11 protein-coding genes are annotated in these 13,459 nt (G+C 73.0%); 6 read left to right on the forward strand and 5 right to left on the reverse strand.

What is annotated here, in order from left to right; all coding sequences use genetic code 11:
• The first annotated feature begins 30 nt into the window (after positions 1–30).
• Entirely contained in the window at positions 31–918 is an 888-nt protein-coding gene (locus ACYF6T_RS13390; protein ID WP_461696204.1) for a LysR family transcriptional regulator, read from the forward strand.
• Between the two features lie 18 nt (positions 919–936).
• Here the strand turns inward: ACYF6T_RS13390 and treY are convergent, their stop codons facing one another.
• A complete protein-coding gene (treY, locus tag ACYF6T_RS13395; protein WP_461696206.1) occupies positions 937–3,288 on the reverse strand; it encodes a malto-oligosyltrehalose synthase in 2,352 nt (783 codons plus the stop codon).
• Positions 3,289–3,356: 68 nt separating this feature from the next.
• Complete coding sequence (gene glgX, locus ACYF6T_RS13400) at positions 3,357–5,465, reverse strand: glycogen debranching protein GlgX (protein ID WP_461696208.1); 2,109 nt, start codon at positions 5,463–5,465, stop codon at positions 3,357–3,359.
• 181 nt (positions 5,466–5,646) lie between these two features.
• Here glgX and ACYF6T_RS13405 point away from each other — a divergent pair, with 181 nt between their 5' ends.
• From ACYF6T_RS13405 to ACYF6T_RS13420, 4 genes are all read left to right on the forward strand, one after another.
• Positions 5,647–6,459, forward strand: coding sequence for a Tat pathway signal sequence domain protein (locus ACYF6T_RS13405; protein ID WP_461696210.1), 813 nt, complete (start codon positions 5,647–5,649; stop codon positions 6,457–6,459).
• Between the two features lie 91 nt (positions 6,460–6,550).
• Positions 6,551–7,870 (forward strand): copper amine oxidase, encoded by a 1,320-nt coding sequence (locus ACYF6T_RS13410; protein ID WP_461696211.1) that lies wholly within the window; start codon positions 6,551–6,553, stop codon positions 7,868–7,870.
• Positions 7,871–7,973: 103 nt separating this feature from the next.
• Positions 7,974–9,221 (forward strand): SAV2148 family HEPN domain-containing protein, encoded by a 1,248-nt coding sequence (locus ACYF6T_RS13415; protein ID WP_461696212.1) that lies wholly within the window; start codon positions 7,974–7,976, stop codon positions 9,219–9,221.
• Positions 9,222–9,322: 101 nt separating this feature from the next.
• A complete protein-coding gene (locus ACYF6T_RS13420) occupies positions 9,323–10,045 on the forward strand; it encodes an exonuclease domain-containing protein (protein ID WP_461696213.1) in 723 nt (240 codons plus the stop codon).
• Positions 10,046–10,058: 13 nt separating this feature from the next.
• Here the strand turns inward: ACYF6T_RS13420 and ACYF6T_RS13425 are convergent, their stop codons facing one another.
• Both ACYF6T_RS13425 and ACYF6T_RS13430 read right to left on the reverse strand, forming a co-directional pair.
• A complete protein-coding gene (locus tag ACYF6T_RS13425) occupies positions 10,059–10,574 on the reverse strand; it encodes a YbaK/EbsC family protein (RefSeq protein WP_461696215.1) in 516 nt (171 codons plus the stop codon).
• On the reverse strand, positions 10,544–11,488 hold the full coding sequence (locus ACYF6T_RS13430) for a DMT family transporter (protein ID WP_461696216.1): 945 nt from the start codon (positions 11,486–11,488) through the stop codon (positions 10,544–10,546). The genes ACYF6T_RS13425 and ACYF6T_RS13430 overlap by 31 nt, the downstream gene beginning before the upstream one ends.
• A gap of 96 nt (positions 11,489–11,584) precedes the next feature.
• Between ACYF6T_RS13430 and ACYF6T_RS13435 the strand changes: the two genes are divergently transcribed.
• On the forward strand, positions 11,585–12,508 hold the full coding sequence (locus ACYF6T_RS13435; protein ID WP_461696217.1) for a LysR family transcriptional regulator: 924 nt from the start codon (positions 11,585–11,587) through the stop codon (positions 12,506–12,508).
• A 79-nt stretch (positions 12,509–12,587) separates the two neighbouring features.
• On the opposite strand, the gene ACYF6T_RS13440 is transcribed toward ACYF6T_RS13435, so the two are convergent.
• Entirely contained in the window at positions 12,588–13,451 is an 864-nt protein-coding gene (locus ACYF6T_RS13440; RefSeq protein WP_461696218.1) for a phosphotransferase enzyme family protein, read from the reverse strand.
• Between the last annotated feature and the right edge of the window lie 8 nt (positions 13,452–13,459).

Below are 13,459 nucleotides of genomic sequence, written 5' to 3' on the forward strand. Positions count from 1 at the left end.
CATGCAGGATGTTCATGAGGTGGGGGCGGGATGAGCCTGCGGCAGATGGAGTACTTCCTGGCGATCGTCGAGGAGGCGTCGTTCACCCGCGCGGCCGAAGTCCTGCACGTCACCCAGCCCGCGCTCTCCCACCAGATCAAGGCCCTGGAGCGCTCGGTCGGCGGCCCCCTGCTGGAGCGCATGCCGCGCGGCGTCCGCCTGACCCCGATGGGACGCGCCTACCGGCCGCACGCCGAACGCGCCGTCCGCAGTGCCGCCCAGGCCCGCCGGGCGGCCCGTGCCGCCGCCGGCGCGGAGGGCGGCGAACTGCACGTCGCCGCCGTCCACGCCGTCGCGGTCGGCGTGCTCCCGGACGTCTTCGCCCGCTGGCGCGCCGCCCACCCGGGCGTCCTGCTGCACCTGCACGAGTACGCCACCGCGCAGGCCCTGGAGGAGGAGGTCGAGCGCGGCACCGCCGACCTCGCCGTCGGCCCCGCGCCCGCCGACTGGTCCGGCACGGTCGTGCCGGTCGGCGAGGAGGAGGTCGTCCTCGTGGTCCCCTTCGACGACCGCTTCGCGGGACGCACGACGGTGACGCTGCCCGAACTCGCCGAGCGCGCCTGGATCCGCTGCGCCATGGAACCCGTCGTCCACGGCGAGCGCTTCCTCGACTGGGCCTGCGCACGCGCCGGTTTCCGGCCGCGCACCGCCGTGTGGACCGAGCACACCTCCACAGCCGTCCGCATGGCCGCCGCCGGCGTCGGCGTCTGCGCGGCCCCCTCGCACCTCGTGCGCGGAGCGGTCGGCGAGGACTGCGTCGTCCTCGCCCACGAACCCTCCTGGCGGCGCACCATGACCGTCTTCACGCGCGTGCCCCCGACCGACGCGGCCGGGGCCTTCGTCGACCTCCTGCGCACCCACTGGCCCCAGCCGACCTGACCGGGCCGGACGGCGGCCCTAGTCGACCCGTTCCAGCAGGGCGACCGGAAGCGGTGTGAGGAGTTCCGCCACGCGTGCGTGGCCGGTGAACTCGCGGCCCGGGGTCAGGACGTCGGCCCACCGGCCCGGAGGCAGCGGCAGGCGGGTGTCCCGCCAGCCGCCCGCGGCCGCCAGGCGCAGCGAGAGACGGGTCACCGCCGTCACCGTCTCGCCGGACCGGGTGAACGCCAGGCAGTGGGCCGCCGCCGGACCCTCGGCCGTGAGGGGCTCGTAGGCCCCCGTGTCCCCGAACGCGGCGGGACGGCGGGCCCGCAGGGCGAGTGCCGCCGCCGTCAGCGCGCCCTTGTCGCCGGGGTCCTCCGGAGGGAAGCGGACCGGGCGCCGGTTGTCCGGGTCCACCAGTGCGCGGTACTCGCTCTCCGTGCCCTGGTAGACGTCCGGCACGCCCGGCATCGTCAGGTGCACCAGGGCCGTGCCCAGCACGTTGGCCCGGATGTGGGGCTCCAGGGCGGCCCGCAGGGCGGCCACGTGCGCGCCGGGCGCCCCGCACGGCCCCGCCGCCACGAACGCCGCCACCGCCTGCTCGTACGCCGGCTCCTGCTCCGTCCAGCTGGTGTACAGCCCCGCCTCGCGCACGTGCTTGAGCAGGGCGCCCTGGACGCGCTCGGCATCCGCCGGGCCGAGCCCGAACACCGTCTGCCAGGCCGCCCACGCCAGCTGCGCGTCCGGCACGCCCGCACCGGCGCGGGTCACCTCCGTCAGGACGTCCGCCCAGCGCTCCGGGCACTCGGTGAGCACCGCCAGCGCCGCCCGCACGTCGGCGCTGCGCTTGGTGTCGTGCGTCGACACCACCGTCCCGGTCGCCGGCCAGTCGCGCTGCACGCGCGCGCAGTACGCGTGGAAGTCCTCCGGCGAGACGGCGGGGCTGCCCGGCTCACCGCCCACCTCGTTCGCCGCCAGCAGCGGCACATAGCGGTAGAACGCGGTGTCCTCCACGGACTTGGCGCGCAGCGCGGAGGCGGTCTGCGCGAACCGGGTGCGGAACTCCACGTGCTCGGGCCAGTCGCCGTACCGCCCGAGGACCAGTGCGCGCACCACGTCGACCGCCCCCGCCTCCTCGGGGACGACGAAGGCGAGCCGTGCCTCGGCCGCCGCCTCCTCCGTCACGACCGAGGCGGCGTCCCCGGAGGCGTACGGCCGGTAGACCTCCAGACGGACCAGCAGCTCCTCCAGCGCCGTGCGCAGCGTCCAGGGTGCCCGGTCGCGCAGGGCGGGGTCGGGCGAGGTGGCACACAGACGGCTCGCCACCCTGGTCAGCCGGTCCACCTCGGCGGCCAGCTCGTGCGTGACGACCTTGTACGCCGCCCGGCGCACCGTCGCCGCCCAGTCGCCGCCCCGGTCCGTCTGCGGGGCCGCGAACCGCCGGTACTGGCCCAGCAGTTCCCCGGCGCCCGCCGGGTCGGTGAACAGCCCGTCGACGTGCCGCAGGGCGTCGTAGCCCGTCGTGCCCGCCACGGGCCAGGACGCCGGCAGCCGCTCCCCGTCGGAGAGGATCTTCTCCACGACCGTCCAGCGCCCGCCCGTCGCCTCGTGCAGCCGCCGCAGATACCCGTCGGGGTCGGCGAGCCCGTCGGGGTGGTCGACGCGCAGACCGTCCACCACGCCCTCGTGCAGCAGCCGCAGGATCGTGGCGTGCGTGGCCTCGAACACCTCCGGGTCCTCCACCCGCACCCCGATCAGCTCCGAGATGCTGAAGAAACGCCGGTAGTTGAGCTCCGTCCGGGCCAGCCGCCACCACACCGGGCGGTACCACTGGGCGTCCAGCAGCTGCGGCAGCGGCAGCTCCTCGGTGCCCTCCCGCAGCGGGAAGACGTGGTCGTAGTAGCGCAGCACGTCCCCGTCGACCCGCAGCTCGCCGATCACCTCGCCGAGCGGCCCGCCCAGCACCGGCAGCAGCACCTGCCCGCCCTGCGCCTCCCAGTCGATGTCGAACCAGCGCGCGTACGGCGACTTCGGGCCCTCCCGGAGCACCTCCCACAGGGCGCGGTTGTGCCGCGGGGACATCGCCATGTGGTTCGGCACGATGTCCACCACCAGGCCCAGCCCGTGCTCCCGCGCGGTGCCCGCCAGCGCGCGCAGGCCCTCCTCGCCGCCCAGCTCCTCGCGCACGCGCGCGTGGTCCACGACGTCGTAGCCGTGCGCCGAGCCCGGCACCGCCTCCAGCACCGGCGACAGGTGCAGATGCGAGACGCCGAGCCCGGCCAGATAGGGCACGGTCGCCGCCGCGGCCGAGAACGGGAAGTCGGGCTGCAGCTGCAGCCGGTAGGTGGCCGTGGGCACCACAGGATCGTCGGGTCGCACAGGTGTCATGGAAACCTACGTACCCGCCCTGCCGTCCTTCGTGTCACCGAACCACCCTCACGTCCCGCGCGAGCGCGCTAGACCGGCCGCCGCAGCACCACCATGCTCCGGTCCACCAGCGTCAGCCGGTCGCCCGCCTGCACCTTCTGGTCCGCCTCCTGCGGCACCCCGTCCGCACGCGCGGTGTCGACCACCACCTCCCACTGCCGGCCGTGGTTGACCGGCACCACGAACTCCAGCGGCTTCGGCGAGGCGTTGAACATCAGCAGGAACGAGTCGTCGGTGATGCGTTCCCCGCGCGCGCCGGGCTCGGAGATGGCGTTGCCGTTGAGGAACACCGTCAGCGCCGACGCCCGGGCCGAGTCCCAGTCCCGCTGGGTCATCTCCGCGCCCTCCGGAGTGAACCAGGCGATGTCCGACAGCTCGTCGTGCGTGCCCTCCACCGGCCGCCCGTGGAAGAAGCGCCGCCGGCGGAAGACGGGATGGTCCTTGCGCAGCCACACCATCGCGCGCGTGAAGTCCAGCAGCTCGCTGCCCTCCTCGGGCCACCGGACCCAGGCGAGCTCGTTGTCCTGGCAGTAGGCGTTGTTGTTGCCGCGCTGGGTGCGCGCGAACTCGTCGCCGTGGCTGATCATCGGCACGCCCTGGGACAGCATCAGCGTGGCGATGAAGTTGCGCATCTGGCGGGCGCGCAGCTCCAGCACGGCCGGATCGTCCGTCTCGCCCTCGGCGCCGCAGTTCCAGGACCGGTTGTGGCTCTCGCCGTCCCGGTTGTCCTCGCCGTTGGCCTGGTTGTGCTTGTCGTTGTACGCCACCAGGTCGTGCAGCGTGAACCCGTCGTGGCAGGTCACGAAGTTGATGGACGCCAAAGGCCGCCGCCCGTCGTCCTGGTACAGGTCCGAGGAGCCCGTCAGCCGGGAGGCGAACTCCGCGAGCGTGCGCTGCTCGCCGCGCCACAGGTCGCGCACGGTGTCGCGGTACTTGCCGTTCCACTCGGTCCACAGGGGCGGGAAGTTGCCCACCTGGTAGCCGCCCTCGCCGACGTCCCACGGCTCGGCGATCAGCTTCACCTGGGAGACGACCGGGTCCTGCTGCACCAGGTCGAAGAACGACGACAGCCGGTCCACCTCGTGGAACTGCCGGGCCAGCGTCGCCGCGAGGTCGAAGCGGAAACCGTCGACGTGCATCTCGGTGACCCAGTACCGCAGCGAGTCCATGATCAGCTGGAGCACGTGAGGGGACCGCATGAGCAGGGAGTTCCCGGTGCCCGTGGTGTCCATGTAGTAGCGCGGGTCGTCGGCCAGCCGGTAGTACTGCGGGTTGTCGATGCCCTTGAAGGAGAGCGTCGGCCCCAGGTGGTTGCCCTCGGCGGTGTGGTTGTAGACCACGTCCAGGATGACCTCGATGCCGGCCTCGTGCAGCGCCCGCACCGCCGACTTGAACTCCAGCACCTGCTGGCCGCGGTCGCCCCAGGAGGCGTACGCGTTGTGCGGGGCGAAGAAGCCGATCGTGTTGTAGCCCCAGTAGTTGTTCAGGCCCATGTCGACCAGGCGGTGGTCGTTGACGAACTGGTGGACCGGCATCAGCTCCAGGGTCGTCACCCCCAGCTCCACCAGGTGCTCGATGATCACCGGGTGCGCCAGCGCCGCGTACGTGCCGCGCAGCTCCTCCGGCAGCCCCGGATGGCGCATGGTGAGGCCCTTCACATGGGCCTCGTAGATCACCGTTTCGTGGTAACCGCGCCGGGGCCGGCGGTCGTCACCCCAGTCGAAGTACGGGTTGACCACGACCGACGTCATGGTGTGCGGCGCGGAGTCCAGATCGTTGCGCTGGTCGGGCGCGTCGAAGTGGTAGCCGTACACCTCCTCGCCCCAGCGGATCGAGCCGCTGATCGCACGCGCGTACGGGTCGAGCAGCAGTTTCGCGGAGTTGCAGCGCAGCCCGCGCGCGGGGTCGTAGGGCCCGTGCACCCGGAACCCGTACCGCTGCCCGGGCATCACGCCCGGCACGTACGCGTGTCGCACGAACGCGTCGCTCTCGCGCAGTTCCACCGCCGTCTCCGAGCCGTCGTCGTGCAGCAGACACAGCTCTACTCGGTCCGCGGCCTCCGTGAAGACCGCGAAGTTCGTTCCGGCGCCGTCGTACGTGGCACCGAGCGGATATGCCTCGCCAGGCCAGACCTGCATGGATACGACTCTTTCAGGTACGGCGCGCCCCCGTGGGCGCCTTGACCCCGAGTCTCCCCGAAAGTGATGGAACCACCTATGACTTACGTCCCTCTTACCGATCGACCAGTGCATACGCGGTATGCCGAACGTGTGGGGCAAACACATACTCCCGTGACCAAAGGGGGAGTAGGGGGAAGATGTGCGCAGGATAGTGCACCGCCATCTGGGCAAGGTGGTGGCAGGTGCGGCCATCGCGGTGGCAGGGACCGCCGTGATGGTCGGGATCACCCTGCCGGGCACGGCGGGGGCCGACGAGACAGGGGGCGGCACGGGCGCTCACAGCGCCCGGCAGGCCGCACAGGGGCGGGACGGGGCCGTCGGGCCGGGCGTCGTCGAGCAGGCCCCGGCAGAGGGCGACAAGGGCCACGGCACCGATCCCCTGACCGACGACGAGACCAGCAGGGCCGAGCGGATCGCCGCCGGCCGGCAGCTGCTCGCCTCCGGTGAGAACGTCGAGGGCGAACGCGGGCCGCAGCGCCTGACCGTCGACCTAGCCGACCCGGAGGACGACGAGGCGAACGCCTCGGACGCGCCCCGGCGCGCCGACGTGACGTTCTACGACTACCGGAACGACACCCTCGTCACCAAGACCGTCAACCTGGACACCGGCAAGGTCGAGCAGGGCGGCGTCCAGCACGGGGTGCAGCCCCCGCTGAGCCGCGCCGAGAACGCCGAGGCCGCCCGGCTGCTGATCGCCGACCCGCTCGGCGCGGGCCTGCGGGCGGACTACAAGGACGCCACCGGCAAGGAGCTCACCACCCCCGACCAGCTGCTGCTCAACGGCGCCGTCTACCGGGCCACGCCGGGCGCCCAGCCCGCCGTGCTCGACAAGTGCGGCGAGCACCGCTGCGTGCGCCTGTTCCCGAAGATCAAGAACGGTGCGTGGATCGACGCCCGGAACTTCGTGATCGACCTCAGCGCCCGCAAGATCGCCGAGCTCCACCAGGGCTGAGCCGCCCCGCGCAGGGGCCGGGCCCTCCGTCGCGCCGGGCCGCCCTCCGTCCACTTGTCCAACCTGCTCCTCCCTAAGGGGTCACTTCTCCATGCCTGAGAACAGAATCCGCCGCGCCCGCACGCGGGCGGCCGTCGGCCTGACCGTGGCCGCGCTGGCCGCCGGCGCCACGGCCGGGGCGGGACCGGCCGTCGCCCAGCCGAAGACCGCGACCGCGGCGGCCACCGACTGCAGCGCCGCCTACAAGATCGAGCAGAAGCTCTCCGGCGGCACCACCTGGCGCATGTGCTGGCGCTACGACAGCAAGGCCGGCCTCGTCCTGAGCGACGTCTCCTACCAGCCCAAGGGCGAGAGCGCGCCGATCAAGGTCCTCAACAGCGCCCGGCTCGCCCAGATCGACGTCCCCTATGACGACGGCAGCGTCGAGTACGACGACCTCACCGGCTTCGGCTTCGCCCAGGGGCTGGTCAACCTGGCGCCCGGCGAGTGCCCCGGCGGCACCATCAAGACGGTCCGCGTGCCCGACTCCTGGGACCCCGACCACCCGGACGTCAAGGGCCTGTGCACCACCACGCGCACGCGCGGGCACGCGTACCGGATGCAGGGCGACACCGCCAACAAGGTCTACCAGGCGCAGGGCAAGGACCTCCTCGTCTACACCGTCAACCAGGTCGGCTGGTACGAGTACATGACCGAGTGGCGCTTCCAGGACGACGGCACGGTCACCATGAACGTCGGCGCCACCGGCAGCCTCTCCTACGACGACTACGACGCCGGCGACGGCCGCGGCTGGCCGCTGGGCAAGGGCGCCACCGCCAAGGCCACCAGCCACAGCCACAACGTCTTCTGGCGGCTCGACTTCGGCCTCGACGGCTCCTCCAAGACCAAGGTCGAGCAGTACGACTCCAAGGTCACCGCGCCGGCCCGCGGCCAGGAGGCCCCGACCGCCAAGACCACCCGCACCAAGGTCACCAAGGAACTCGCGGGCGACTACAGGACCTACCGCTGGTGGCGGATGGTCAGCGCGACCGGCAAGAACAAGGACGGGCACGCGCGCTCGTACGAGATCGTCCCCGGGCCCACCACGAAGTACCCGGGCCGCAGCTTCACCCGGCACGACGTGTACTTCACCCAGTACAACAAGTGCGAGCAGTTCGCCAGCAACAACACCGGCAACTGCCCCGCCGGAGCGGGCAAGTCCGTCGACAAGTGGGTCAACGGCCAGACGCTCACCCACCCGATCGTCTGGATGAACGTGGGCTTCCACCACATAGCCCGTGACGAGGACCAGCAGCCCATGCCCATCCACTGGCAGGGCTTCTCGATCGCCCCGCGCGACGTCACGGCTATGAATCCGCTCACTCCGGACGAGCTCTCCTGGCAGAACGGCCACTGGCGGCCGCGCAGTTGAGAAACGACCCTGTCCATCCGGCTGCACCGCCGACCGCTTGCGGAGTACCCTTCCTTGATCGTTGACACGGGGAGTGCTCGGGGGAGCGGAAGGCGGTGCGCGGGTGGGCTCGGGAGGGCTGGAGCTGCCCCCTGGTGACGAGGGTCACGAGGGGAACTCCACGGACGTCCCGCCCGGCGCGGTGTCCCTGGCCAGGCCGATGGAGACGACGTCCATCGGGCCGGAGCTGGAGTGGGACGCCGACGCCTGGCGCGAGGTGCGTACGCGCGCCCAGCGAGCCGGCCGGGCCTACATCTGGCTGAACCTCGTCGAACAGCGGCTGCGCGCCGTCGTGGCCGCCGTCCTGCGGCCCATCTACGAACCCGTCCACGGCGACGACTGGGTGGTCGCCGCGGCCGGCCCAGCCGGCCAGGAGTGGGTGCAGCGCGCGGTCGCGGTACGCGAAGTCAGCCGCCGCAAGGGCTACTTGCTCGACCCGGCCGACGACAACGTGCTCAGCTTCCTCACCCTGCCCCAGCTGCGCGAGCTGATGGTGCAGCACTGGCCGTGCTTCGAGCCCTACGTCGACGACCGCCGCGACGTCGAACTGGCCCTGGACGAGCTGGAGGTCACCCGCAACGTCGTCTCCCGCAACCGGGCCCTGTCGGAGGCCGTCCTCAACCAGGCCGAGCGGGCCTCCGCCCGGCTGCTGGAGATACTCGGCGCGGGCGGTGACGTGCCCTCCGCGCGCCGGCTGCCCGTCGACGCGGTGGAGGACCTGGTCGGCGACCGGTACGCGGACGTGGTCGCCGTACACCCCGACCGGGTGCGCCTGCTGCGCCAGTTCCCGGCCGAGGACATCTTCGGCGGCGCCCGCCGCCTGGACGCCGTCGGCATCGGCCTGAACCTGCTGGTGCAGAACTTCTCCGGCCGCCGCCTGGTCCGCCTGGCCGAGGCCGGCTGCCGGGTACGGCTGCTGTTTCTGAACCCGGCCTCCAGCGCGGTCAAGCGGCGCGAGCGTGAGCTGGGCATGAAGCGCGGCGAGTTGAGCCGCTCGGTGGAGATGAACATCCTGCACATGCGCCGGGTGCGGTCCCGGCTGCGCGACCCGGGCGCCTTCGAGATCCAGGTCTACGACGAGACCCCGCGCTTCTCGGCCTACCTCGTCGACGGCGACGGCTCGGACGGCATCGCGGTGGTGCAGTCGTATCTGCGGCGCTCGCGCGGCATGGAGGCGCCGGTGCTGGTGCTGCGCAACGGCAACCGGGTGGTCAAGCCGGGCGAGCGGGACGAAGGGATCGAGGGCGGACTCTTCGCCACATACCGCGAGGAGTTCGAGCAGACGTGGGTGGATTCGCGGCCCGTGTCCTGAACTGTCCACCCGGACAAGCGGAATGCGGTCCTCTGATTGTCAGTGGTGCATGGGATCGTGGAGACCACTGGGGGAAAGCACCACAAGAAGGGGGGCCGCCGATGGGCTGGCACCGGGAGCTGCTGATCGGCTTCGACCTGGAGACGACCGGGACGGACCCGCGCGAGGCGCGCATCGTCACGGGAGCCGTGATCGAGGTCAGGGCCGGGCAGCCCATAGGGCGCCGGGAGTGGCTGGCGGACCCGGGAGTGGAGATCCCGGCGGACGCGGTGGCCGTGCACGGGATCAGCAGCGAACGGGCGGCCACCGAGGGCCGCCCGGCCGACCAGGTGGCGAACGCCATCGCGGACGTCCTCGTGGGGTACTGGAAGACGGGCGTCCCGGTCGTCGCCTACAACGCGGCCTTCGACCTCAGCCTCCTCTCCGCCGAACTGCGCAGGCACGCCCTGCCGTCCCTGCGCGAGCGCCTGGGCGGCCTGGACCCCGCGCCGGTCGTGGACCCCTACACCATCGACCGCTGGGTCGACCGCTACCGCCGCGGCAAGCGCAACCTCGAAGCGGTCTGCGCGGAGTACGGCGTCCCCCTCGACGCCGCGCACGACGCGTCCGCGGACGCCCTCGCCGCGGCCGGCCTGGCCTGCGCGATAGCCGTCCGCCACCCCAAGATCGCGGCCCTCGGCCCGGCGGAGCTGCACCGCCGCCAGATCGAGTGGTACGCCGAATGGGCGGCGGACTTCCAGAACTTCCTGCGCCGCAAGGGCGACACGACGGCGGTGGTCGACGGCACGTGGCCCCTGCGGGAGCTGACGGACGAAACGGTCTGAACCGGCCGCCGCGTCAGTGGGCCGCGGGCCCTGACTCCGCCGGGGGACTCGCGACGCGCTCGACCCGGGGCCGGGCCACCCGCTCGTAGTCGGTGCCCGACAGGGCCAGGGAGCGGTCGAGCCGGGCCGCGTTGAAGTACAGCCGCGGCTGGGCCACGACCTCCGGATCGGCGACGAGTTCCAGCTCCGGGTCGAAGCTGAACGGCAGCACGGTGCCGGGCACCGCACGCGCCAGCCGCTCCGCCGTCTCCGCGTCGCTGAAACCGGCGTACCGCGCCCCGAACAGCTCCCGCACGGCGTCCAGGTCCACACGCCGGTCGCCCGGGACGACCGCCAGGACGTGCCGGGTGGTGCGCCGGTCGACCTTGACCCGCAGCACGATGCACTTCGCGGCCTCGGACACGGGGTGCCCGCGCAGCGCGCTGACGGCCTCGGTGGTGCCCTCGGGGGCGTGGTCGATCAGTTTGTAGTCGACGCCGGAGGTGTCGAGGAGGGAGATCAGGCGCTGGTAGGTGTCGTACTGGGGCATCGGGTGTCCTCTGCGAGGGGCGGATCAGGGGTCTCGGGGGGCGCGGTGCGATGGGCTCGCTCCACCGCCTGCCCCCAGTACGTCCCGGCGACCATCAGGGCCGCGCCGAGGGCCGTCGTCGGGGTCAGATGCTCGCCGCCGAGGGCGATGCCCACCGCGACGGCCCAGACCGGCTCGGTGCCCAGCAGCAGGCTCGCCCGGCTGGCGGAGGTGCGCTGCACCGCCCACGTCTGCGCCAGGAAGGCGAACACACTGCAGAACAGGGCGAGATACACCAGCTGCCACCAGGTCGCCGCGCCGGCCCGGGCCAGGTCCGGCAGGTCGGGCGCGCCGGCCGGCAGGAACAGCGCCGTGCCGACCAGCGTCTGCACCGCCGTCAGCCGCAGCGGGCGGACGTCCCGCCCGGCGGTGAGCCGTCCGACGAGGGCGACATGGACCGCCCGGACCAGCGCGGCGGCGAGCATCAGCAGGTCGCCGAGGCGGGGCGCGTGGAAGCCGTTGCCCGACATCAGCAGGCCGACGGCGAGCACGCACACGCCGGCGGCGGCGAAGAAGGCGGGCGGCAGCCCACCGCGCCGGCGGTCCAGGAGAGGGGTGAGCACGATGGTGAGGCTGATGATCAGCCCGGCGTTGGCGGCGCTGGTGTGGGCGACGCCGTACGTCTCCACGACCAGGACCGCGGCCTGCGTCAGCCCCAGCGGGACGCCGACGCGCAGCTCGTCACGGGTCCACCGGCGCGTGCCGCGGCCGGCGGCCACCAGGCCGAGACAGGCGAGCGCGGACAGGGCGTAGCGCGCGAAGAGGACCATCAGGACGGGCAGGGCGGAGGTGGCCGTCTGGGCGGACAGATAGCTCGAACCCCACACGACGGCGACCAGGAGGAGTACCGCATCGGTACGGCGGACGTCGGACACCCGCCCACCGTGCACCGAAACCCTCCCTGAAGCCCAGTACCAGCTTCTTAAACGATCTTTTAGTACGGCTACATCGACTCCCTACACTCTTCGGACATGGACGAACGGCAGCTGCGCATCCTGCGGGAGCTCGGCGAACTCGGCAGTGTCACCGCGGTCGCCGAGGCGCTGCTGGTCACGCCCTCGGCGATCAGTCAGCAGCTACGGCTGCTCCAGCGCTCGGTCCCGGTGCCGCTGACCGAGCGGCAGGGGCGCCGGCTGGTGCTCACGGACGCCGGCCAGGCGCTGGCGGGCGCGGCCGTCGAGGTCGAGACGGCCCTCGCGCGGGCCCGGCACACCGTGGCGGAGTTCCTGGAGCGGCCCGGCGGCGAGGTGTCGGTGGCGGCGTTCCACAGCGCGGCGGCGGCGTTCTTCCCGCCGCTGCTGCGCGCGCTGGCCGGCCCCGGCGCGCCCGTGCCGCGGCTCGCCGACGAGGACGTACCGCAGGAGGACTTCCCCCGCCTCACCCGCGCCTACGACCTGGTCCTCGCCCACCGCCTCGACCACGCCCCGCCCTGGCCGGCGACCGTGGCCGCGACGACCCTGCTGCGCGAACCGCTGGACGTGGCGATGCCCGCCGGCCACCCGCTGGCCGCCAAGCCCCGGGTGACCCCGCGTGACGTGGCCGACCAGCCGTGGATCACCGTCCACGACGGCTTCCCGGTCATGGCCGTCATCGACGCCATCGCCGCCGCGGCCGGCCGCCGGCTCCATCTGGCCCACCGCATCAACGAGTTCGCGGTGGTGGCGGAGGCGGTGGCCGCCGGGGGAGGCATCGCCCTGATGCCCCGCTGGACGATGCGGCCCCACCCCGCGCTGGTCCTCAGACCCCTCACCGGCGTCCAGGCCAGACGCCACATCGACGCCCTCCACCGCCCGGAACGCACGGCCCGCAAGGCGGTCCGCACGGTCCTGACAGCGCTGAGGGAAGCCGCAGGGACGATCCAGAGCGGACGAGCCGGCCCTTCGTCGACGCCCTGAGGGGCGTGGGGGAGCGGCGCGCTCAGCCACCACCTGCCCGCAGCCGCCGGACACCGCGCGGTCCCCACCCCTCAAGCGCTCAGAACGCGTACCACCGCACCGACTCGTCCCCCTCCCGCAAGGAGGCCACCCGCCGCTCGAACTCCGCCAGCGCCTTGGGATTGCTCGGCGCGTGCTGGGCCACCCACGCGCAGCTGGCCGTCTCCCGCGCCCCCCGCAGCACCGAGCAGCCCTCCCACTCCCGCACGTCCCACCCGTACGCCTCGACGAACCCGTCATAGGCCGCCGCCGGCACCCCGTACCGGTCCCGGGACAGCACCATCACCACCAGGTCGTGCTCCCGCAGGTCCCCGGAGAACGTCTCCAGATCCACCAGCACCGGACCGTCCGGCCCGACGTGCACGTTCCGCGGCAGCGCGTCCCCGTGGATCGGCCCCGGCTCCAGGTGCGGCGTCAACGCCGCCGCGGCCGCCGCGAAACCGTCCCGCCGCTCCCGCAGATAGGCCGCGTCCGCCGGATCGATCGCGTCCCCCGCCAGCCGCAGCCACCGTTCCACCCCGCCCAGCAGCTCCCGCCGCGGCAGCGGGAACGGCGGCGCGGGCAGGGCGTGCACGAGGCGCAAGAGTTCGGCCAAATCCCTTGGCTCCGCGGCCCGTACGGGCTCCGGCAGCCGGTGCCACACCGTCACCGGATGCCCCTCGACCAGCCGCGGCTCGGGCTCGGCCGCCCGCACCGCCGGCACCCCCGCCCCGGCCAGCCACAGCGCGACGTCCAGCTCCCGCCGCGCCCGCTCCAGCAGCTCCGCGTCCCGGCCCACCTTGACCACCAGGTCGCCCGCGGCGAACACCGCGTTCTCGCCGAGGGCGAGGAGCCGCGCGTCCCGCGCCGGACCGGGCAGCACGCCCGCCACGGCCAGTACGTCCCGCGCCCGTGCCTCGTCCATCGTCCGCC

This window comes from Streptomyces sp. 7R007 (assembly GCF_054850255.1).